The following is a 20,972-nucleotide window of genomic DNA, read 5'->3' as shown; positions in this document are numbered from 1 at the left end:
AGGCATGAGCGAGCGAATGATCAGCACAGCGTGCCCCGCGCAGGCCAGGAATCGGCACGGCATGAGCGGTCAGGCACGGAGGCGGCAGCGAAGCGTGACCGTGGCGCGACCCGCGCATGCCGGAAAGGACAGAGCATGACCGAATCAGAAGTTCTACTCGAGCAGCGCGACGGGCTGGGCATGATCACGCTGAACCGGCCGAAGGCCATCAATGCGCTGAATCACTCGATGGCTCTTGTCATCACGGATGCGTTGCGCGCCTGGGCGGAGGACGACGCGGTGCGCACCGTGGTCGTTACCGGCGCGGGTGAGCGCGGCCTGTGTGCAGGCGGCGATATCGTCGCCATCCATGCCGACGCGAAGAGTGGTGCGAACACCGCGGATTCGGCCACCGGCCGGTTCTGGCGCGACGAGTACGTCCTCAACGCACTGATCGGCCGCTACCCGAAGCCGTACGTGGTGGTGATGGACGGCATCGTGATGGGCGGCGGCGTCGGCCTTTCCGGGCACGGCAGCCACCGTATCGTCACCGAACGGTCCAAGATCGGCATGCCGGAAGTGGGCATCGGCTTCGTTCCGGATGTCGGCGGCACTTACTTGCTTGCCCGCACCCCGGGCGAGATCGGCACCCACGTCGCGCTGACCACCGCGCGCATAAGCGCTGGTGACGCAATCGCGGCAGGCTTCGCCGACTATTTCGTCGCCTCGCAGGACGTGCCCGCTCTGCTCGAGACGCTGCGCTCGGAGACCGCCGACATCGCGATCGCGAAGTTCGCCACGGACGCACCGGAATCCGCGCTGGTCGCCGGACGGGGATGGATCGACGCCTGCTACGGGGCCGACTCTGTCGAGGAAATCGTCGCACGCCTGGAGGCGCACGAAGCACCCGAGGCGCGAGCGGCCGCCGCCGAGATCATGGCGAAATCCCCGGTCGCGCTGAAGGTCACGTTGCGCTCGCTGCGTGCCGCGCGCACCGCGCCGAACCTGGAGGCGGTGCTGAACGAGGAGTACCGGGTCTCGATCGCGTCGCTGTCCTCACATGATCTGGTCGAGGGCATCCGCGCCCAGGTGATCGACAAGGACCGCAACCCGCGTTGGTCTCCCGCGAGACTCGCCGAGGTCACGGACGCGCAGGTAGACGCATACTTCGCCGAGTTGGGCGAGCAAGAGCTGGGTCTGGTGGCCCCGGAGGTGGCGTGATGAGCAAGCGAATCGGTTTCCTCGGTTTGGGCCACATGGGCGCGCCGATGGCGGCGAACCTGGTGCGGGCGGGTTACGAGATGCTCGCCTTCGATCCGGTGCCCGCAGCGCGGGAACAGGCCGAACGTGACGGCGCGACGATAGTCGGCACGGCTACCGAGGCGGCCGCCGCCGACACCGTGATCACCATGCTGCCCAACGGCAAACTCGTTCTGGACGTGTACGCCGAACTCCTTCCGGTCGCCACGCCCGGCACGTTGTTCATCGACTGCTCCACCATCGACGTGGCTGACGCCAAAACTGCGGCCGAGCGTGCCACGGCCGCCGGGCATCGCGCGCTGGACGCTCCCGTTTCCGGCGGTGTGGCCGGTGCGGCGGCGGGCACGCTGACCTTCATGGTCGGCGGGGCCGCCGAGGACTTCGCCGCCGCACTCCCCGCGCTCGAGGTGATGGGCGGCAAAGTCGTGCACTGCGGCGGTTCCGGCGTTGGCCAGGCGGCGAAGATCTGCAACAACATGCTGCTGGGCGTCTCGATGATCGCGCTGTCGGAGGCGCTGGTGCTCGGTGAGAAGCTGGGGCTGAGTCATCAGTCGTTCTTCGACGTGGTCTCCACCGCCTCCGGCCAGAGCTGGGCACTGACCAGCTACTGCCCGGTCCCCGGCCCGGTGCCGACCAGCCCGGCCAACAACGACTACCAACCAGGTTTCGCCACCGCATTGATGACCAAAGACCTCGGTCTGGCCGCCAACGCGTTGCGGGACAACAATGTCGACGGCCAGCTGGGAATGCTCGCCGCCGACATCTACACCCGGTTCAACCAGACGGCCGCCGGGCGGGACTTCTCCGCTATCGTCACCGATGTCCGTAACCGTTCCGACCAAGAGGGTGCCTGAAGATGAAAGCATCGCCGAGCGATTCCGTTGGGGGTGGCGGCCGGGTGACGGGAGGGCCCGACTTCGAGACGATTCTGCTGGAACGCAAGGGCCGGGTCGGCTGGATCACGCTGAACCGTCCCAAGGCGCTGAACGCATTGAACGCGCAGGTCCTCGACGACGTCATCGCCGCGCTCGACGAGCTCGAGCATGACGACGAGATCGGCGCCATCGTGATCACCGGGTCGGAGCGGGCCTTCGCGGCGGGCGCCGACATCAAGGAGATGCAGCCGAAGTCGTACATGGACATGTTCCTGGGCGACTACTTCGCTCGCTGGGACCGGCTGGCGCAGTTCCGCAAGCCGACCATCGCCGCGGTCGCGGGCTACGCGCTCGGCGGCGGCTGTGAGCTGGCCATGATCTGCGACATCCTGCTGGCGGCCGACACCGCCAAGTTCGGGCAGCCGGAGATCAAACTGGGCGTCATCCCCGGCATCGGCGGCTCGCAGCGCCTGACCCGCGCGATCGGCAAGGCGAAGGCGATGGACCTGGTCCTCACCGGCCGCAATATGGACGCCGAGGAAGCCGAGCGCGCCGGCCTGGTCTCGCGCATCGTGCCCGCCGCGGAACTGCTCGACACCGCGCTCGAGGTCGCCGAGACCATCGCGGGGATGTCGCTGCCGGTCACGATGATCGCCAAGGAGGCGGTGAACCGTTCCTTCGAGACCACCCTCGCCGAGGGCCTGCGCTTCGAACGCCGCGTCTTCCACTCGCTCTTCGCGATCGAGGACCAGAAGGAAGGCATGACCGCCTTCGTCGAGAAGCGCCCCGCGAAGTTCACCAACCGCTGAGGACGGGTGCCGAGCCGGTAGCCTGCGCGAGGGAAGGGCGGGGGTCGTGGCGCACATCTGGGTGACGGTATGTCTGCCACCCGAGGCGGCAGATGACCCGGCGGGATCACTCGCTCAGGCGCTCGCGCCGTTCGAAATGTACAGCGGTTATCCGAATCGAGAAATGTGGGACTCGTGGCGGATTCGCGGTGGCGGGGAAGGGCTCGGGTTCCACATACGATCGGGCTTCGAGGATGATCCGCGTCTTGTTCACGACTCGCCTCGGTATGACGGCCTCGTGCTACCCAGCAGGCCCGGCGAGTGCGCGGGCGGTCCGAAGGAATTGCTGAACGTTGCGGTGCACACTGTCCGATGGGCTGACGTACTGACTCTCGACGGCTGGTGGGTCGAGCACAGCGGCGTCGCGTCCTATGCAGGCTGCGATCATGACGCCTATCCATGCGATCACGACGCTGAGTGCCCGATTCCCCCGGGCGGCAGTGAGTCCTATTTGGAGGCACTCCCCGACAGCACGGTGCTCATCCGGGTGTACTGCCACGGTTAACGTTCAGGGCGGGTACGCCTGGCCTCACGTGCGGAGTACGGTCGCCGCGCGTCCGGCTGGTGTGGTGGCCGTTGTGAACGCGGTGCGCTCGCCGATCGGGGCGGCATCGGTGCGGCGATCGAAGATGACGAGCACACCGGTGTCCAGAGTGAGGCGGTCCAGATAAGCATCGAGCTGTTCGAGACCCTCGGCGAGCGGATCGGCCTGCTTGTCGCGCCAGACCTCGAGTTCGAGTGCCTCGCGCTGCCACTCACGGGTGCCGTCGGGCCCGGTGTACGGCTGACGGATCAGCAGATCGATGCGGCCACGGCCGACACCGTACTCGCGGTCGATGTAGCCGCCGCCGTTGACGATTCGATGCAGGAAGCCATCGGCACCAGTTGCGGGGCCGCTTCGTGATAGCGGGATTTCGCGCGGATCACGGCTCGAGATAGAGGCGCTCGCAGGGGAGGCGAGGAAGGCCCTCCGCGCCATCCGGGAAGACTTCCAGCGCGTCGCCGTAGTGGGCCGCCCTCCACTCTTCGACGAATGCGCGCGCGGCTGTGGTGCAGGCGGCGAACTCGAGGTGCAGGCCGTGCCAGAAGACGCTGAGGCCCACATCGGTTTCGGTAGGTCTGGGGGAAGTGCTGGCGTCTGGGGGTTCCCCGCTGCCCATCACCGGCCACCGCCGGTCACGAAATCGGACCTGTCATCGACTACTCGGAACCCGCCAGTTGGGCATTCGCCCGACAGACCGGCGTGTTCCCTGATCACACCGTCGTGCACCGACGCGACACGGCGGCAGCGTGGACAGCCCACGTACATCAGCGTGTCGGTCTTGTTCCGGAAGACAGCGCCGATGCACTCCGACAACCGCAGTGCTCGGCCGAGCCTGGACTCAGACATGTGCCGCTGCCCTCGGCGGCTTACCCGGTCCGGCGCACGCTCGGATGGCGTCGACCACAACCAGACCGGACGGGCGAAACGGGCAGTTCGGCGGTTCGACCCACAGCCGCACATGCGCCGACCGATGATCCGGGCTCGGTAGCGCGATCGTGCCTCCGGTCCGGACGATCGACACATTCAGCCGATACATCTCGGCGAACAGTCGCACTTCGTCGGGCAGGTCGGGCCGGGTGAGGATGGTCCACCGCTTCGACCGTGGGTGCGACATGATCGGCCCGATCATCGAATGCTTCTGCCGCAGGTGACTTTTGACGGCCGCGCCGAGCGGGGCGGGCATGACGATGCCCCACACGTGGGTTGCTTTCATGATGATCCGCCCCAGGCAGGGCGGGTCGATAACCGCAGGCAGGTCGCACACCCGGCGGTAGTAGTTCACGCGGGACAGCGGCGTGTCCCCAAAAGCTATGTGGTCCATCGGTGCTCCCCTGCTCACTCGTCGCTGAATGTGCGCCAGGCCCGGCTACCTGCCTGGTTTGTTTCGGTTTCGGTAGGGGCTTCTCGTGCCATCCGGCCGGGCGCATAGGTCAAGTTGAGCACCGCCAAATCGCCAAAGACGCAATTGTTGTGGATATTCGAGACAGATTTTCCCGAGTGCCAGTAGGATGCTCAGCCTGGATAAGGGGACGATTCAAGGCGGATAATGCCGAAGTAAGAGGGGTGGAGTATGGAGGGATCTACGGTTCCGCGCAGGCAGCTCGGTCGCCATCTGCGCGAGCTGCGAACGGGTATCGGGCTGACGATCGCGAACGCGGCCGAACTCGTGCAGTGGAGCGCCACGATGTTGCAGCGGGTCGAGAAAGGTCAGGTCGACAAGGTCCGCGATGTCGACATCAAGGAGTTGTGCCGGATCTATGAGGCCGAACCGGAGCAGGCCGAAGCGCTGGTGGGTCTGGCCCGACAGGCGAACGCGCCCGAATGGTGGCACGCCTACGGCGATCTGATCCCGGAGAACTTCGACGTCTATGTGGGATTGGAGAATTCGGCGAAGCGGCTGACGGTGTATCAGTCCGAGCTGGTCCCTGGCCTGCTCCAGACGCCTGGGTACCTGCGGACGCTCATCACTACCAGTCGACCGGACGACAGTGCGGCAGAGGTCGAACGACGTGTCCAGCTGCGAGTCAAGCGCCAGTCACTGATCACGCGGCCGGTCAAGCCGATCGAGATGGTTGTGGTGATCCACGAGGCGGTGCTGCGCCGGATCATCGGCTCGAAGCGGGCGATGGCAGAGCAGATACGGAACTTGATCGACGCCAGCCGCCGAACGAACATCACACTCCTCGTGCTGCCTTTCGAGGCGGGCTATCCCACTGGTGATCCAATCAGCCCGTTCATCATCTTGGAGTTCGGCAAAGACGGTAAGGGCCGCCCGGTTGAGCCGCCCGTGGTGTACATGGAAGGCTTCACGGGCGCGCTGTACGTGGACAAGCCCAGCACTGTGCAGCGGTAGGTGAGGCATTCGAGGCGCTCCAGGGCGCAGCCCTGGACGTCCAGGAGAGCCGCAGGTTTCTCCGGGATCTGGAAAAGGAGTACCGACGTGAGCAATGACCTATCCGGAGCGCGGTGGTTCAAGAGCAGCCACAGCGGACCCAGTCAGGAATGCGTCGAAGTCGCATTCCTTGCCGGGGACAGGATCGGCGTCCGCGACAGTAAGAATCCGACCGGCCCGGCACTGATGTTCGAGCCCAGTGCCTGGGACGCTTTCACCGCAGGCGTGACGGATCGCGAATTCAACCGCCGGTAGGACGATCTCTCAGATCAGGGAGCATGGCAGTGGACGTTGACTTGTCCGGCGCGAAGTGGTTCAAGAGCACCCACAGCGGAGCTGACCAGGATTGCGCCGAAGTCGCATTCCTCGAAGGGGGCAGGATCGGCGTCCGCGACAGCAAGAATCCGACCGGCTTGGTGTTGGTATTCGCTCCCGGCGAGTGGGACACCTTCACCGCAGGCGTAGCCGATGGAGAGTTCGAGCGCGCCTGAGCCGGAACTACGAAGCCCCGTACTCGAAATGCGAAACGAGTTGCGGGGCTTCGGGTATGCCGCTCTCGGGTGCATCCGGGGCGGGCGTTCTCAGCGCTGTCCGGGTTTGTGGCCGTGGTTGGCCTCGGCCCGATGCTTCGAAACCCTGCGCGAGAACCAGCGTGGGTTATCCGAAGGATCTGGGTGTGGGCGCGACGATTTCGGCTGGTGTGCGCTCGTGGCCGCTTTCCGGCCGGGGTGAGCCTTTGCTGGTGGCGAGGAGTCCGGCGATGGTGGCGCCGAGGGCGATGGTGACCGCAACTGCTGCGATGAGCTTGCGGCGATCGACGGTCGGTGGGACCAAGGTGGCTCCGGTGCGGACGCGGGGCATGCGGAGGTCGCCGCCGCGCCGGTCGGCGGCCAGCAGGACGGCCCCGCGTGCTGAGACCAGGTCCGGTTCCGGGTCGTAGATGATCGGCAGGTCGACCAGTTCGGCCAGCTCGGACCGGATGCTGGGACTGCGGGTGCAGCCGCCGAGCAGCACCATGGCCTCCGGTCGCACGCCGGTTTCGTCGATGATCTGGCGCACGAACGACGCGGAGTGGTGGATGCCCGCGGAAAAGAGCTCGGTCAGGTCGCTGCGGGTCAGCACGGCTCGATCGCCGGTGCCGGTGTCGATCGCCGTGACGACTCTGGTGTCGCTCAACTCCTCGCGATGACGCCTGCTGGTCGGCTTGTCGGTGAGCACACCGTCGCGGGCGAGCCGCCAGCGCAGCAGGGCGTCGTAGCCGTCGCCGCCGAGCACCGTGCTGCGTCGGCTGGACAGAATCGTGTCGGTGCGGCAATCGGCGTGCGTGATGGTCAGCCCTGAGCTGCCCAGGTCGTACAGGATCACCGAGCCGCTGTCCGGAAGTTGCCCGGTGAAACGCAGATAGCGCAGCTGGGCGAGCGGTTCCTCGACGATGGTGAGCCTGCGCTCGCCCGCATTGGCGCGGATGGCATCGGCATGCAGGGGACAGCGGCAGGTCACGGCCGTTCCGGAGACCAGCTCGTCACGCGCGCCTGCGGCGCCCATCATCAGGTGGATCGCCTCGAAGACCGACTCCTCGACACCGCCGCCCGCCCGCCGGGGGACCTCGCAGTGATCGATCGGGGGAAGGTGTGGCTGATCGGAGTGTGTCAGCATCGCGTGTGCGCCTCCAGCGCCCGCCGATACACCCAAGACCAGCACCATGGATTACATGGTGAACCCTTTCCGTGCCGCTGCCAAGATGACGGGCCCGGTAATTCGCCGTTCGGATGCCCCGTAGTCACTTCACAATTGGGGCAAAAGACATATGCGACCGACCGGTACTGTCGCTCATTCGGCGGTGGTGGCCGACCAGCGCGCCGTGCCCTCGCCGGTGTCGAAGTCACCCGCGGCGTGGCGGAATTCGGCCAGCAGTTGCAGGAGGGTGTGCAGCCGGTCCGGCGGGAGTCCGGGGAGCGAGAAGACCTTCTCGTTGAGCTCTTGCGTCGCTTTCGCCACCAATTCTCTTCCGGCGTCGGTGATTTCGATCAAGGTGGCGCGCCGATCGCTGGGATGTGGTACACGCTCGACGAGTTCCGCCGCCTCCAGTCGGTCGACGGTGTTGGTCACGCTGGTGGGGTGCACCTGCAAGCGCGCGCTGGCCTTCGCCATCGGCAGCGCACCGGTCTTGCTGAAGTTGAGCAGCATGAGCAGCTCGTAGCGCGAGAAGGTCAAACCGGTCGGTTTCAGTGCCTCGTCGACCCGTGCCATCACGATTTGCTGGGCGCGCACCAGCGAGGTCACCGCGGCCATGCCGTCGGCGACATCGCCCCAGCCGTGGCCGACCCACTGACGGTGGGCCTCCTCGATCGGGTCCAGCGGAAGCGGGCGTGGCCGAGACATATTTCGATCATTCCATGAGGCCGACCGCAGCCGGGGACATCCGACCACCCTTCGGATCACCGTGAGCGCAATGCTGGGCCACACCGCCTTTCCACGGCACTATCTACTGCGAGGCGGGCGTGGCTGAGTGGTTTAGGCAACGGTCTGCAAAGCCGTTTACGCGGGTTCGATTCCCGCCGCTCGCTCCAAGTTCACCGCCGAGTGGCACATGGCTGCGGCGAAACGCGAGAAGGCCTCTCCGTGTTGTGCCACTCGGTGCGATGCCGGGCGGGGCGGCATGGTTTCGGTATACGCGAGACCTTCCCGGTGCGTGTCGTGGGAGTCGGTTCAGGCGGCCGCGCTCGGCTCGTTGTATGCCACCGCTGAGCCGGGCACTTCGAGATACACCGCTGAGTGGCACATGGCTGCGGCATAACACGAGAAGGCCCCTCCATGGTGTGCCACTGGCGTGCGTGCCGGGGGTGGTTCAGGCGGCGGCGCTCGGCTCGTTGTATGCCACCGCTGAGCCGAGCACTTCGAGGCGCACGCGCTGGCCGGTGGTGGGGGCTTCGACGCTGGCTCGGCGGACTCGCACGGGGGTGGGGGTGCCGTCCAGGGCGATCGTCAGGATGACGTCGGCGCCGCGGAACTCGACGGCGCGGATTCGGCCGGTGTCCGGCTCGCCTTCGGGAACCATCTGGGCGACAAGTTGTTCCGGGCGCATCATGATGGTCACGGCTCCGGTCGGTGCGTTGCGCTGTACCGGGATGCGGCCGAGTGCGCACTTCGCCACGTCGGCTTCGACCACCGCGTCGAGCAGCACGCAGTCGCCGAGGAAGCGGGCGGTGAACAGGTCCTTCGGTGTGCCGTAGACCTCCTCCGGCGTGCCGACCTGGGTGAAGCGTCCGTCGCGCATCACCGCGACCTGCTCGGCGAAGCTCAGCGCCTCCTCCTGGTCGTGGGTCACCAGGATGCTGGTCATGCCCGCGGCGCGCAGGGTGTCGGCCACCGCCTGCCTGGTCGTCGCGCGCAGGCCCGCGTCCAGTGCGCTGAACGGCTCGTCCAGCAGCATCACGGAGGGCTTGCGGGCCAGAGCGCGGGCCAGGGCGACGCGCTGCTGCTGGCCGCCGGAGAGCTGGTGCGGTCGCCGGTCGGCATAGGACGGATCCAGCGACACCATCTCCAGCAATTCGCGCACCCGATCACGGCTGCGGCGGCGTAGGCCGGGTAGCCCGTAGGCGATGTTCTGGCCCACGGTCAGATGCGGGAACAGCGCGCCGTCCTGCGCGACGTAGCCGATGTTGCGCCGCTGTGGTGGCACCGAGACACGGTTGCCGACAATGGTTTCCGAGCCGATCGATACCGAACCGGCATCCGGCGACTCGAATCCCGCGATGACCCGCAACAGCGTGGTCTTACCGCACCCGGACGAGCCGACCACCGCGGTGGCGGTGTGGTCGGGTACGTCGAGGGTGATCCCACCGAGTACCTGGGTGTGCCCGAATGTCTTGGACACGTCGGCGACGACAACGCGACTCATATCCCAGCCGCCTTCCGAGAGTGGGTGAACAGCAGATACGTCACCGGCACCGCGGCGGCGATCATGATCAGGGCGTACGGCGCGGCGGCCGCATAGTCCAATTCGCCCGAAAGGGCCCAGAACCGCATCGCCAGCGTGCGAGTTCCATTGGGTGCGAGCAGCAGTGTCGCGGTCAGTTCGGTCGCCACCGCCACGAACACCAGCGCCGCCGCGGAGGCCGCGGCCGGCGCGGTGAGCCGCAGGGTGACCAGACAGAAGGTGGCCGGTCCCGACTTGCCCAGCGAGCGGGACGCCTCCTCCAAGCCGATCGGCACCTGGGCGAGCCCGGCCCGCACGCTGACCAGTGCCCTGGGCAGGAACAGCAGGACATACGCGGCGATCACCATGAACACCGTCTGATAGAGCGGCGGCGCCCACCGGATGGTCACGGTCACCATGGCCAGCGCGATCACGATGCCGGGCAGCGAACTCGTGATGTAGTTCGCGCCTTCGACCAGCCGCGCGAACGCCGAGGTGGAGCGCACCGCGATCCAGGCGACCGGAAACGCGCACAGCGTGGTGAGCAGCGCGGCGAACGCCGCGAGGCCGACCGTCTGGCCCAGCGCGTTGCCGATCTCGGTGGCATCCCACACCGCCGCGCCCCCGATGCTCAGCCAGCGCCCGATGGTCCACAGCGGCACCCCGAGCGCGCCCGCGGTCACCGTGGCGAGCATCCCCAGGACCGGTATCGCGGCGGTACCCAAAGGAATCCGGGCCACGGCACGCGGCGCCCCAGCGCCGATCCGTGCGTAGCGGGCCCCGCCGCGCAGCCCGGCCTCGGCCCCGAGCAGCGCCAGGCAGCACAGCACGAGCACGCCCGCGAGCATGCTGCCCGCCGGTCCGGCGAAACTGGACTGGTACTGCTCGAAGATGGCCGTGGTGAACGTGTCGAACCGGACCATGACGAAAGCGCCGTATTCGGCGAGCAGGTGCAGCGCGATGAGTAGCCCACCGCCGAGGATGGCCAGCCGCAACTGCGGCAGCACGATCCGCGCGAACACCGCCACCGGCCCGGAGCCGAGCGCCCGCGCCGACTCCTCCACTGCTGGGTCGAGGCGACGCAGCGTGGCCGCGGCGGGCAGGTACACCAGCGGGAAGTAGGACATCGTCGAGATCACCACGCCCGCCCACAAGCCGTGCATGCCAGGGAAGACGCTGACCCACGCGTAGCTGTTGACGAACGCGGGCACCGCGAGCGGCGCCGCGAAAAGCGGCCCCCACCACGATTTCCCCGGGACGTCGGTGCGCTCTACCACCCAGGCCAGCCCCACGCCGAGCGCCACGCAGATAGGTACGGTGCACACCACCAGCCCGAGCGTATTGCGCAGCAGCTCACCGACTCTGGGCCGGAACACCAACTCGGCCGCTTGCTCGAAACCGGTGGAGAAGACCGTCGAGACGATGTACCCCAGCGGCACGAACGTCGCCGCCACCAGCAGCAGCGCGACGCCCGTGACCAGGGGCCCCGGCCTGCCGACCCGGGGCGCGGCGACAACGGTCCGCAGTGCCACGGCTACAACAGACCCGCTTCGGTCATCAGCGCGGTGACCTTCTTCGAGTCGAGCTTCGACGGATCGATCGCCGGGGCCTGCAAGTCGGCCAGCGGCGGCAGCGCCGGGTTGGCGGCCACGCCGCTGGCGACCGGGTACTCCAGCGAGGTGCCGTCGCGCAGCACCTCTTGTCCGGCCTTACCGGTGATGAACGCCAGGAACTTCTGCGCCGCCTCCTGCTTCTTGCTCGACTTCAGCACGCCGCCGCCGGAGATGCTGACGAACGCGCCGGGGTCTTGGTTCTTGAAGTAGTGCAGCGCGGTATCGGCGCTGCTCTCCTTGGTTTTCGCCTGGTCGCGGTACCAGTAGTAGTGGTAGATGACGCCGCCGTCGGGGCTGCCGGAATTGACCGCCTTCATGGTGGCCACGTTGTTCGGGAACGGCGTCGCGTTCTCTTTCATGCCCTTCAGCCAGGCGCGGGTGACGTCTTCACCCTTCAGCGCGAGCAGGCCCGCGACGATGGCCTGGAAGTCGGCGCCGGACACGCCGGCGCCCCAGCGGCCCTTCCACTGCGGCTGGGCCAGATCGAGCAGCGATGCGGGCAACTGACCGGGCTGGACCTTGTTCTTGTTGTAGACGAACACCGTTGCGCGCGCCGCGATGCCGGTCCACTTGCCGCTGGACGGACGGAACTGCGCGGGCACCTGCTCCACGGTCTTGGGATCCACGTCTGCGAACAGTCCCGCGTTCTCCACCAGCGCCATCGCGGGAGAATTCTCGGTCAGGAACACGTCGGCGGGCGAGGCCGCGCCCTCGGCTACCAGCTGGTTGCCCAGCGCGGTGTCGCCGCCCTGCCGCAACGTCACCTTGATGCCGGTTTCCTTGGTGAACGCCTCGGCCCATTCCTTGGTGAGGGATTCGTGCTGCGCGTTGTAGACGGTGATCTCGTTCGCGTCGTCCGAGGAATTCGTGCAGGCCGTCATGCCGAGTGCCGTCATCGCGACGGCCAATCCAGCGGCAAACGTCTTCCATCTGACCGGCTTCATCCTCGTCCTTCCGATCGCATCCAGCGCCCCGTGCGTATGTTGAGGCTTACCTAAGGAAGATACCGCCTCCGACGTGCGCGGACGGTCTCGGTCCCGCGGCGGATTCCCGGAATTTGCCGGCTCGTTACGTCAGTCCCGAGAAGTCGCGCAGCACAACATGATTGCGATCGGGACAGGTGCCCAACGTGTAATCCGGCAGTAGTCCGAAATACTCGCCGCGGGTGAGGGCGCTCCAGCGCCGCGCCCCCTCGGTGCGGGTCTTGTAGAAGTTGACCATGTAGCCGCCCTCGTAGAGGCGCAGCAGGCTGTAGCCGCCCGGATACTCTTTGATCGCGGCGACCTCCAGGAATTCCACCGCGCACGGCGCGTCCGGCCGGGTTCGCCGGTTGCGATGGGTATGGCCGCTGTGGTGCAGGAAGACGCCGGGGCACCGGGCGTAGAGCGCTTGCAGTTCGGCGCTGTCGCGTCCGTTGAGCACGAAGCCGGGCCCGGCGACGTTGGTCAGACCGGACTCCATGGTGACGGGGTGGTGGCCGAACACGAGCGTCGGCCGGTCCGGGTCCGCGCCCAAGCGCTCGGCGAGCAGATCGAATTGCGGGCGATCGATGGACCCGCCCGCGCCCTCCAGTTCGCTGGTGTCCAATCCCAGCACGCGCAGGCCGCCGATCTGGTCTTCGATCAGCTGCTGGCGCGGGGAGAAGGCCTCGGCCCAGCAGTCGTGGTGCCCCGCGGGTGCGGTTGCGCACCGGGCGTATTCGGGCCCCCGGTGCGGTCGGTCGTGGTTGCCGCGCACGGCCAGGTAGTCCGTGCCGAGCGAGCCCCAGGCGTCGAGGTGGGCGCGCACCGCGCGGGCTTCGTGCTCGGAGGCTTCGGCGGTGAGGTCGCCGGCGACCAGCAGGCGCTCGGCTGCGCGGTCGGGGCGGCGCAGGTCATCGAGCATCGCGGCCAGCATCACCTCGGGGTAGGGCGCCAAGCCGGGGTCCTGCCGGAAACCCGGTGGCAGTTCGCCGAGGATCAGACCGCTGACCTGCTCGCCGTAGTGCACGTCGTTGGCCAGGGCGATAGTGCGAAGCCTGCGGCCGGGCGGCGGGACCAGCGTGGTGAACTCGCCGCGTGCTTCCGGCGACGCCGGACCGGATGTGGTGAGCGAGAGGGCAGGAGCCGCACGAAGACCCGCCGACCACGCCTCGAAGCGGTAGGCGCGGCCAGGTTCGAGCCCGTCGATCTCGGCATAGTGGAACGGTGTCGGCCGGTCGTCGGCGTATACCGGCGCCGGTCCGCGCGGGGAATCGGCGGGACCGATGCGCACTTGCGTGTCGGCGTCCACCGGGATCAATCGCCCGGCCGGGTCGGGCGCGAGGGTGGTCCAGGTGAGCACGACCGAGGTGTCCGTGATCGTGACCACCTCGAGATCCGTGGCGACAAGTGGATTATGCTGCGCCCGAGTCGTTTTCGCCTGACCGGCGAAAGGGAGCAGTGCGGCGAGGCCGAGCGCCCCGAGTACGGTCCTGCGGGTCGGCCCGCAGCAGTTCATCGGTGTGTGCATCGGGTCAGCGCGTGCCCTCCGCGGAGCGAACCTTCCACTTGTCGGCTTCCTTCTTCAGGTGCTCGGTCCTCACTGGGTGCTGGTCATCGTGTCGAACGCGGCGCGGTCGATCCGTCGGATGCCCGCCCGGTGAGTCGTGCCGACCTCCGGTCTGCCCCGATGCCGGGAACGTTACGGCAACCGACGTGCCAGGCAGATCGGAAACCACACCGGCGGGACCGTTCGCGAGCTTACGGAAGCCGGTGCCGAACGGACCCGCATGGGCGTGCTCAGGCGTCGGACCCCGCGAGCGCGTCATACCAGCGTGCGGTGTCGGTGTACTGGTGCAGTCGCGTGATGCGGCCGTCGTCGTCCACCTGCCACAGGTGCACGAACTCGGCGTCGTACTCGCGGCCGGTGGCGCGGGCGGCGCCGCGGTAGTGACCGGTCACCACGACGGTGCCATCGGTGGTCTCCTGCCAGGTCTCGTCGTACGGTGCGGTGTCGAACTCCCGGTCGACCGCGCCCCAGATCCGGGTCATCGCCTCGAGCGGGCCGTGGAAGGTGCCGCCCGCGCCGCACGGCATGCCCGGCGCGGTGTGCGCGAGGAACTCCGGATGCAGCAGGGCCAGGATCGACGGTCCGTCGCCTGCCTGGGTTGCCGCGTAGAAACCCTTGACGACCTCGAACTTCGCTGACATGTGGAACTCCTTCTAGTATGTTCGTTCTAGAACGATCATATTAAAAGGCCCCGCGAGAAGGCCAGGCTCTGTGGCAGCCGTCATGTCGCCGGATTCGGGGGCGGGTTGCCTGGTGCTTGCCGGGTGATGGCAGCTACCATTCGAACATGGGTTCGACAAGCGATGACGTGCCCCGAACCGAGGGCACGGAACCGGAGCTGGTCTACCCGAACCGGACGGGCCACTACTACCGGACGCTGACCTATCCGCCGCGGCCGGTCTGGGTCCGGCTGGACGCGATCCTGGTCCGCGACCCCGGTACCCCGCGGCATGTGAACGGCGCGGGCGTGATCATGCGCGGCGAGCGCCCGGGAACCCTCACGCATTGGCTGCCCACCGTCGACGGCGACTGGATGGGTCGCGTCACCTACAGCATCCAGTTCGCCGACGGGCGTCCGGATCTGCATGTGCGAGACCAACTGGTCCCCGCCTATGCGCTGCGCCCGCGGCGCGGCCCCTCCGCCTCTCCTGGGCCCTCCGACTCTCCGGGTCCGTAGGCTCCACGCCCTATCTTCGACAGTTGCGTACGAGCGGTAGTTGTACGGATGTGGCTGTCGGTGACGGAACTGCTCGGTGAAAGTTGTGGTACGGGAAGGCTTTGCGAGTGGTGCCGAAATCATAGCCACGAGTTTGCCTGTGCTGTTATCCCTTCGGAGGCCCCTGTGAGCACCCCTGGCGAGCTGGTTTGCCGGAACTAGCGGCGGTGGACGAGTAGGTTGTCCGGTTGGTTGCCGATCCGGTTGTCGCTGTGGGGGGCCGGTGATACCTTGCCCGGCATGGGATTTCAGTTGCCGCATCCCGAGGTGCTGTGGGCGCGTGTGACCGTCTTGGACGTGATCACCTCCGCGACCCATGCCGACCAGCGGGCTGCGGGCGGAGAGGAGATCGGGCAGACGGCCAGAGTGGCAGGTGGCCGGCTGATCAACGACGACGGCGAGGGCAACTGGTACTCGCTGGTCAGATATCCCGGTGAGCGTGCGCTCCTATTCGGTAGGGACGAGGACAACGAGGTCGCGGGGACCGCCTACGATCCGCTGGCCGCGGCGCCCGGCTGGGTGCGTGCGGTGGATCCGGCGACGAATCTGCCCAGCGGTGCAGACGGTCCGGTCACCTTCGTGCGCTGGTGGGAATTCGGTCGCTGGCAGCACACGCCGACCGATCTCGACGACGGTCTGGAGATGAGCCTCAGTGCCGCCGCCGACCGGGAAGGCTTCACCGGCAGCGTCATGAGCGCCGCGATCCACGCGAAATGGGTGGAGATGGACTACGAGGCGGGCAAGCTGACCGCTCGCACCGTCGACCCCACCGCCTTGAACGCGCTGTGCGACGCCACCGAGAACGGCACCCTCACCAAAGCCCACCTCTACTTTCTCCAGCCGGGCCTGACCGCGCCCGCGTTCACCTACCTCGCCACGGCCGGCGTCCTGAGCGCCACCGACAAGCCGACCGCACCCCTGCCGTGATCGTCCAGCCGTAGACGACACCCGATCGCTCCGATGAAGGGCTCCCGGTTACCGGGAGCCCTTCTCTCGTACGCGCCCACGTTCGAGGTCTCAGGTCGCGTACATGCCGATGACCGGCTTCCTCGACGGTTCCAGGGTGGCCAGCAGCGTCCGCATCACATCGGCGCCGACCGCGACACAACCCGCGGTCGGCCTGCCCGCCTCGACGTGGAGGAAGAAGGCCGAGCCCTGCTTCGGCACGACGGGGAAGCGGTTGTAGTCGATGACCAGCGCGTAGTTGTACTGCGGCTCGGTTCGTCCGAGGTTCTCGCTCAGGCTGGTGTCGAACGGGCAGTCACCCTCGGCGCATTGATATTTCTGGTTGTACAGCGGGCTCTCCGTATCGGACACCCACCACCAGGTGTTCGACTCGTCCAGCGACAGATAGGGAAGCTCGGCACCGACGTCGGGTAGCCGCCCGAAGCTTTCGGTCAACGCGAAAGTGCCCTCCGGCGTGAACGCGGCGCCTTCCCGGGCCTCCCGGGAGATCCCTCCCGTGCCGACCCAAGCGGGTACCGCGAACGTGCGTTCCCACTGCCGAAGCCGGTTGCGCTGCCAGAACTCCAGCGTTCCACGATTCGCGCCCGCAGGTGCCGTCACCCAGACGACCTGGGTTCCCGGAACCGCGTTCGTGTCGAACGGTGGCCGGTCGCCGGTGACCTCGCGCACCAGCACGATGCCGAGTGCCGCGATCACGACCACGACGGCAACGACGAAGACCGTCCACCTGCGTGCCGGCCTGTTTTGGGCTGACTTGTCTCCCAACGCTGTTCACGCTCCTATGAGATGGGCTAGGTCGGGCGCATGATGCCCGCTCCCGGGGTGAAGAGTGGGCGGCGCCGATCACGCAGTGACACCGTAGGCGCTCCGGCGGGACGCGGGAGCCGGTTCGGGCCGGCATCCGGTTCGCCCGGGAGCGAAGCCATGGCTACACCTGACGCTAATAGCGTTGTGGTGCAATGGAATCGGATGCCGACCCTGTGGTATGCTCTGCGCGCAGAGTCACTGGCTCCAGCAACTACACGATCAGCACGGGGGGCGTGCAGCTGATCATCACCGAATCGCCCGGAATTCCCGAACCGCTGCCATGGTTGCGTGGCGCCCGCGAACCCAATCAGCAATCCGATAGGAGTACGGTGGGCAACCAACTCGACGCAGACGTAACGATCCTGTCTCCCAACGACGGCGGTCCGCGCGACCCGCACTCTTGCTCGCTCATCATCGTGCACACCAACGAAGGCCCGGCCGACGGCTCGCTCGAGGGACTGCTCAACTACCTCGCCCGGCCAGAGGTGGGGGCGTCGTACACGATGGTCGTCAGCGCTGACGGCCGCATCGGGCGCAGCAACGATGACAACTACATCCCTTGGGCCGCAGGTTCACCCGCCAACGAGCGCGGACTGCACCTGTGTTTCCTCGGCTACGCACGACAGCTCCGCGACGAGTGGCTCTCACGTCCGGCCCAGCTGGACGCGGGCGCCCGCGTGCTGCGCGACTGGTCCGACCGCTACGGCATTCCGCTGGTGAAACTCACCGCCGACCAGATGCGCGCGGGAGAGTCCGGCGTCGGCGGCCACGGCGACACCGCTGAGGCCTGGCACACCACCGATCACACCGATCCAGGTGCAGAGTTCCCATGGGATGTCCTGTTGGCCAAGGCAATCGAATCGACACCGACGACGATGTGATCCCGGGCTGGGCCCCGCAAGCCGAGCCCGGCGGATCGAAGGTCGCGGTGGTTCCGGTCACCGATGACGGGTCGTGTCTGTCCACCTCTGGCCGTCGAACCAGCGAAGTCGCGCGGGATCGGAGTTGTCGGGGTACCAGCCGGGTGCGAGCGCGCCTGGCTGGTGGTACCGCGGTCGGGATTTGGAAGCCAGGGTCGCTATGAGCGCAACCACCCCGGCAACGATGAGCACGAGCAGCAGGAGTACGCCGAGATCAGCGTGTGCGCCACTTCAGCTCGGGCCAGTCCGGCATCGGTGCCGCCGCGCCGCGCAACTGTTTGTCGAGGAAGCCGGTGACAACGCTGCGGGTGATCGCCGTGGCACGTTCGGCGGGCAGTGACCCGCATCGCGCTGTCGACGGCGCGAGCGCGGGTAGATCGGTTGCCGCGTAGTGCCCGGCACCACGGATCGTGCCGAGCGTGAATGCCGAGCTGTCCGACGCGAACCGGATCCACGACGCGTGCAGCATGTCGCCGGAGGCGAGCATGAGCACAGGCCGGTCGACGCCGCCGCGCTCGACGTCGGTGTTGTCGGTCCAACCCGCCGGGCCGTCGAGCACCACGCCCGCCCGGACGCGCGGTTCGGCGCGCATCGCCGCCACCGCGGTCAGTCCTCCGTAGGAGTGGCCCGCCACCGCGATCCGGTCCAAGTCGACGTGCGCGCCGACAACCGGGAGCGTGGGGAGCTCGTCGAGGACCAGACGCACATCGGCGACCCGGATGTCCAGCGCGCGGCGCATGTATCCGGCGTCGTCGTACGCAGGTGGAGTCCCGAGCACGAACTCGCCGTGCACCTCGACCGCAGGCGTCTCGCCCGGGTGGTCGACACCGATCACGATGTAGCCGCGTGAGGCGAGATCCGCGGCAAGTCCCGAGGCGAGCCAGCGCGGCGTGCCGAGACCTGGGGAGTACACCACCACCGGCAAGGGGCCGAGCGCGGTGTCCAGCAGCGCGTCCTGTCCGGCCGCGACTGTTGCGGCGAGCATCGCGGGAACGGCGATGGGTTCGCGCAGCCACAGCGCGGCCTCGGTCGCGAGCAGCGCCGCGGCGACGGGGTTGGACGCGGGAACATAGTGCGCTGGAATCGCCGGGGCGGCAGCTGGATACCAGACCGACACCGGCAACTCTCGGCCACCGGCCGCGATGATGCTATCGGTGCGGCCGACGAGACGCTCACCGGTCGGCGCGGGGACCTCGGCGTGTGCGAGCCCGGCGAAGCAGGCGCCGCTGATGAAGACCACAAGCACGGCAGCGAACCCGGAGACGGCGCGCGCGATCATCGCCGGTCACCACCCGGACCCGCCATGCGTCGCGCTGGCGGGCACCTACTCGATCGGCCGGACTCGATCTCGGGCAGACCCACCTGCCGGGCGCACACTTCCGGGCTGTCGGCGCCGCGATGCTCCCGCCGCGGCGGGGCGTGCGAGCCTCTCGCGGCGCGCTGCCGCCCCGTCTCGGGATGTTCCAGGGTGCGGTTCGCGCGCATCGCGTCGTCTGCCCGGCCGCGCGGGCGGATCTCGTCTACCAGCCACTGGCGATCGTCGATGAGGGATTTATACCCGACGGTCTGCGCTCTGAGCTGCATCTGAACCGCGCGTTCCGGATCAGGCGAGTCGATGTCCGCTATCGATGTCCGCTATCTCATGCCGAAGCCGCCTCCAGGATCAGTACGACTGCCGGGCCATGGTCTCGATGCTGCCGGCGGATGCGGGATTGGTCACAGCGCCAGCGGATCTCGACGTCCTCGCTGTGGGTGGGGAGCTCGTAGTGGAACGGGTGACCGTCGGCTCGCTCATTCGACATCGAAATACTCGTCGCATGGGCTCGCCAACTCTGGGTGAGTCGTCCAGTAGCGGTTGGACAAACCGAGCATCGCCCAGTGCCATGCTTCGTCGTGGAAGACGATACCGCGGTATTCGGTCCCTGGTTTCTCGTAAACATAGAACTTCAGCGCATCAGCCTCGGCTTCCGCCGGTGTCTTGCCGAGATACCGTTGCAGGACCCAGGCGTAGCGGCGCCGCTCTTGCTCGAGTAGTTCGACGTACTCCTCCTCAGACCAAGGGTCTTCCATCGGGTCACTGTAGCCAGCCGTGATATCGAGGCGAGTGGAGGTCGAGAACGAGAAAGGCCCCTACCAGTGAACTAGCTGGACAGGGGCCTTTGTCGTGGGTGCCCTCGGTAGGATTCGAACCTACGGCCTTCTGCTCCGGAGGCAGACGCTCTATCCCCTGAGCTACGAGGGCGGGATAGGGCTCGGTCGGGGCCGGATGGCGGTCCGATCGGGCTGGGTCAGCCTATCGCATCGACTGCCGTCCGCCAAAAAGCGCGTCGGGCGGCGTGGTTTCGGGTCAGCTCGTGGGGAGGGGTGCGGCGCCGCGGGCGGTGAGCATCGTGGTGATCAGGGCGGATTCGCCGCGCTGGGTTTTGGCCATGGTGTCGGCGAGGGTGCGCACCGCGGTGGTTTCGGCGTGCTGGGCGGCGTAGTCGATCATCGGCAGGCCGCCCTCGTGGTGGCGCAGCATCAGCTGCAGGAACATCGTGTCGAGTGCGCGCCCGGTGGCCTGACGCAGCGCGGCGAGTTCGGTGGGCGTGGCCATGCCTGGCATGGCGGACACCGGGCCGGAGTGGTGCGAACTCGGCTCGGAATGGTCGTGGCCGCCCATCGGTTCGGTCATCCAGCCCATGTACCCGTCCACGCCCTGGGCGGGTTCGCCCCACAGCTGCAGCCAGCCCTGCATGCGGCCGATCTGGTTCTGCTGCGTGGTGAGGATGTCGTAGGCGAGGCGGCGTACCTCGGTGTCGGTGGAACGAACCAGCACCACGCCCGCCATCTCCACCGCTTGGGCGTGATGCGCCGACATGTCCTGACTGAAGCCCACGTCGACGGGTCCGGGATCGGGCTCGCTGGAACTGTCCAGCGGAATCCGCGCCAGCACGCCGATCGCGAAGCCGATCAGCATGGCGCCGATGGTGCCGAGGATCACCAGCGCGGTGCGCTGGCGCTGGAACTGGCGGCCGAGACCGGATTCGGTCTGGAGGTCGTCCTGGACCTCGGCGGCGGGCTCATTGCCTGCGGACGCCGCCGGCTCACGCCCCGACCCGGCC

25 protein-coding genes and 2 tRNA genes are annotated in these 20,972 nt (G+C 67.5%); 11 read left to right on the top strand and 16 right to left on the bottom strand.

Features of this window, described 5'->3' with window-relative positions; genetic code table 11:
* The first annotated feature begins 135 nt into the window (after positions 1 to 135).
* The 4 genes from NA4_RS31255 (at position 136) to NA4_RS31240 (ending at position 3,467) form a co-directional block, all read left to right on the top strand.
* A complete protein-coding gene (locus NA4_RS31255; protein WP_067478295.1) occupies positions 136 to 1,200 on the top strand; it encodes an enoyl-CoA hydratase/isomerase family protein in 1,065 nt (354 codons plus the stop codon).
* Complete coding sequence (mmsB, locus tag NA4_RS31250; RefSeq protein WP_067478292.1) at positions 1,200 to 2,093, top strand: 3-hydroxyisobutyrate dehydrogenase; 894 nt, start codon at positions 1,200 to 1,202, stop codon at positions 2,091 to 2,093. The genes NA4_RS31255 and mmsB overlap by 1 nt, the downstream gene beginning before the upstream one ends.
* A gap of 2 nt (positions 2,094 to 2,095) precedes the next feature.
* On the top strand, positions 2,096 to 2,923 hold the full coding sequence (locus tag NA4_RS31245) for an enoyl-CoA hydratase (protein WP_067478290.1): 828 nt from the start codon (positions 2,096 to 2,098) through the stop codon (positions 2,921 to 2,923).
* 277 nt (positions 2,924 to 3,200) lie between these two features.
* The gene (locus NA4_RS31240) at positions 3,201 to 3,467 is read left to right on the top strand and encodes a hypothetical protein (protein ID WP_157129402.1); all 267 of its coding nucleotides are present in this window, start codon (positions 3,201 to 3,203) and stop codon (positions 3,465 to 3,467) included.
* A gap of 24 nt (positions 3,468 to 3,491) precedes the next feature.
* Here NA4_RS31240 and NA4_RS31235 read toward each other — a convergent pair whose 3' ends face one another.
* Together NA4_RS31235 and NA4_RS31225 are read right to left on the bottom strand one after the other, a co-directional pair.
* On the bottom strand, positions 3,492 to 3,941 hold the full coding sequence (locus NA4_RS31235; protein ID WP_067478284.1) for a hypothetical protein: 450 nt from the start codon (positions 3,939 to 3,941) through the stop codon (positions 3,492 to 3,494).
* Positions 3,942 to 4,344: 403 nt separating this feature from the next.
* The gene (locus NA4_RS31225; protein ID WP_067478278.1) at positions 4,345 to 4,827 is read right to left on the bottom strand and encodes a DNA-directed RNA polymerase subunit beta; all 483 of its coding nucleotides are present in this window, start codon (positions 4,825 to 4,827) and stop codon (positions 4,345 to 4,347) included.
* Between the two features lie 249 nt (positions 4,828 to 5,076).
* On the opposite strand from NA4_RS31225, the gene NA4_RS31220 reads away from it, so the two are divergent.
* From NA4_RS31220 to NA4_RS31210, 3 genes are all read left to right on the top strand, one after another.
* Entirely contained in the window at positions 5,077 to 5,859 is a 783-nt protein-coding gene (locus NA4_RS31220; RefSeq protein ID WP_245671670.1) for a helix-turn-helix domain-containing protein, read from the top strand.
* 87 nt (positions 5,860 to 5,946) lie between these two features.
* Positions 5,947 to 6,153: a DUF397 domain-containing protein gene (locus tag NA4_RS31215; protein ID WP_067478276.1), complete on the top strand. Its 207-nt coding sequence runs from the start codon at positions 5,947 to 5,949 to the stop codon at positions 6,151 to 6,153.
* Positions 6,154 to 6,182: 29 nt separating this feature from the next.
* Positions 6,183 to 6,389: a DUF397 domain-containing protein gene (locus NA4_RS31210; protein WP_067478311.1), complete on the top strand. Its 207-nt coding sequence runs from the start codon at positions 6,183 to 6,185 to the stop codon at positions 6,387 to 6,389.
* A 166-nt stretch (positions 6,390 to 6,555) separates the two neighbouring features.
* Here the strand turns inward: NA4_RS31210 and NA4_RS31205 are convergent, their stop codons facing one another.
* A complete protein-coding gene (locus NA4_RS31205) occupies positions 6,556 to 7,554 on the bottom strand; it encodes an Hsp70 family protein (RefSeq protein WP_245671669.1) in 999 nt (332 codons plus the stop codon).
* 174 nt (positions 7,555 to 7,728) lie between these two features.
* The gene (locus NA4_RS31200; RefSeq protein WP_067478269.1) at positions 7,729 to 8,280 is read right to left on the bottom strand and encodes a MarR family winged helix-turn-helix transcriptional regulator; all 552 of its coding nucleotides are present in this window, start codon (positions 8,278 to 8,280) and stop codon (positions 7,729 to 7,731) included.
* 113 nt (positions 8,281 to 8,393) lie between these two features.
* Between NA4_RS31200 and NA4_RS31195 the strand changes: the two genes are divergently transcribed.
* Positions 8,394 to 8,468: transfer RNA gene (locus NA4_RS31195), tRNA-Cys, on the top strand.
* Between the two features lie 278 nt (positions 8,469 to 8,746).
* Here NA4_RS31195 and NA4_RS31190 read toward each other — a convergent pair.
* From NA4_RS31190 to NA4_RS31165, 5 genes are all read right to left on the bottom strand, one after another.
* Positions 8,747 to 9,799 (bottom strand): ABC transporter ATP-binding protein, encoded by a 1,053-nt coding sequence (locus tag NA4_RS31190; RefSeq protein WP_067478266.1) that lies wholly within the window; start codon positions 9,797 to 9,799, stop codon positions 8,747 to 8,749.
* The gene (locus NA4_RS31185; RefSeq protein ID WP_067478263.1) at positions 9,796 to 11,349 is read right to left on the bottom strand and encodes an ABC transporter permease; all 1,554 of its coding nucleotides are present in this window, start codon (positions 11,347 to 11,349) and stop codon (positions 9,796 to 9,798) included. The genes NA4_RS31190 and NA4_RS31185 overlap by 4 nt, the downstream gene beginning before the upstream one ends.
* 2 nt (positions 11,350 to 11,351) lie before the next feature.
* The gene (locus tag NA4_RS31180) at positions 11,352 to 12,374 is read right to left on the bottom strand and encodes an iron ABC transporter substrate-binding protein (protein ID WP_067478261.1); all 1,023 of its coding nucleotides are present in this window, start codon (positions 12,372 to 12,374) and stop codon (positions 11,352 to 11,354) included.
* Between the two features lie 124 nt (positions 12,375 to 12,498).
* Complete coding sequence (locus NA4_RS31175) at positions 12,499 to 13,920, bottom strand: metallophosphoesterase (RefSeq protein WP_245671668.1); 1,422 nt, start codon at positions 13,918 to 13,920, stop codon at positions 12,499 to 12,501.
* A gap of 269 nt (positions 13,921 to 14,189) precedes the next feature.
* The gene (locus NA4_RS31165; protein WP_067478255.1) at positions 14,190 to 14,600 is read right to left on the bottom strand and encodes a nuclear transport factor 2 family protein; all 411 of its coding nucleotides are present in this window, start codon (positions 14,598 to 14,600) and stop codon (positions 14,190 to 14,192) included.
* Between the two features lie 146 nt (positions 14,601 to 14,746).
* On the opposite strand from NA4_RS31165, the gene NA4_RS31160 reads away from it, so the two are divergent.
* Positions 14,747 to 15,136 carry a hypothetical protein gene (locus tag NA4_RS31160; RefSeq protein ID WP_245671667.1) on the top strand — a complete coding sequence of 130 codons (390 nt, stop codon included), beginning with the start codon at positions 14,747 to 14,749 and terminating at the stop codon, positions 15,134 to 15,136.
* A 279-nt stretch (positions 15,137 to 15,415) separates the two neighbouring features.
* A complete protein-coding gene (locus NA4_RS31155; RefSeq protein ID WP_067478252.1) occupies positions 15,416 to 16,102 on the top strand; it encodes a hypothetical protein in 687 nt (228 codons plus the stop codon).
* 90 nt (positions 16,103 to 16,192) lie between these two features.
* Here NA4_RS31155 and NA4_RS31150 read toward each other — a convergent pair whose 3' ends face one another.
* Complete coding sequence (locus NA4_RS31150; RefSeq protein ID WP_157129401.1) at positions 16,193 to 16,906, bottom strand: L,D-transpeptidase family protein; 714 nt, start codon at positions 16,904 to 16,906, stop codon at positions 16,193 to 16,195.
* A 275-nt stretch (positions 16,907 to 17,181) separates the two neighbouring features.
* Between NA4_RS31150 and NA4_RS31145 the strand changes: the two genes are divergently transcribed.
* Positions 17,182 to 17,829 carry a peptidoglycan recognition protein family protein gene (locus NA4_RS31145; RefSeq protein ID WP_245671666.1) on the top strand — a complete coding sequence of 216 codons (648 nt, stop codon included), beginning with the start codon at positions 17,182 to 17,184 and terminating at the stop codon, positions 17,827 to 17,829.
* 57 nt (positions 17,830 to 17,886) lie between these two features.
* Here the strand turns inward: NA4_RS31145 and NA4_RS43840 are convergent, their stop codons facing one another.
* The 6 genes from NA4_RS43840 to NA4_RS31120 all read right to left on the bottom strand — a co-directional run bounded on the left by NA4_RS43840 (position 17,887) and on the right by NA4_RS31120 (position 20,854).
* Positions 17,887 to 18,042 (bottom strand): DUF2510 domain-containing protein, encoded by a 156-nt coding sequence (locus NA4_RS43840; RefSeq protein WP_169811154.1) that lies wholly within the window; start codon positions 18,040 to 18,042, stop codon positions 17,887 to 17,889.
* A gap of 40 nt (positions 18,043 to 18,082) precedes the next feature.
* Positions 18,083 to 19,147, bottom strand: a complete 1,065-nt coding sequence (locus NA4_RS31140; protein WP_067478249.1) for an alpha/beta hydrolase family protein — start codon at positions 19,145 to 19,147, stop codon at positions 18,083 to 18,085.
* A gap of 361 nt (positions 19,148 to 19,508) precedes the next feature.
* A complete protein-coding gene (locus tag NA4_RS40880) occupies positions 19,509 to 19,670 on the bottom strand; it encodes a hypothetical protein (protein WP_157129400.1) in 162 nt (53 codons plus the stop codon).
* A complete protein-coding gene (locus tag NA4_RS31130) occupies positions 19,660 to 19,938 on the bottom strand; it encodes a hypothetical protein (RefSeq protein WP_067478244.1) in 279 nt (92 codons plus the stop codon). Before NA4_RS31130 ends, NA4_RS40880 begins: the two co-directional genes overlap by 11 nt.
* Before the next feature lie 99 nt (positions 19,939 to 20,037).
* Positions 20,038 to 20,110: transfer RNA gene (locus tag NA4_RS31125), tRNA-Arg, on the bottom strand.
* A 105-nt stretch (positions 20,111 to 20,215) separates the two neighbouring features.
* Complete coding sequence (locus NA4_RS31120) at positions 20,216 to 20,854, bottom strand: DUF305 domain-containing protein (RefSeq protein ID WP_067478298.1); 639 nt, start codon at positions 20,852 to 20,854, stop codon at positions 20,216 to 20,218.
* Positions 20,855 to 20,972: the final 118 nt, after the last annotated feature.

Origin of the sequence: Nocardia amamiensis NBRC 102102 (assembly GCF_001612745.1) — a bacterium.
Taxonomy (GTDB): Bacteria; Actinomycetota; Actinomycetes; order Mycobacteriales; family Mycobacteriaceae; genus Nocardia; species Nocardia amamiensis.
Note: the sequence above shows the minus strand (reverse complement) of the source record. Positions and strands in the feature narration are given on the sequence as shown.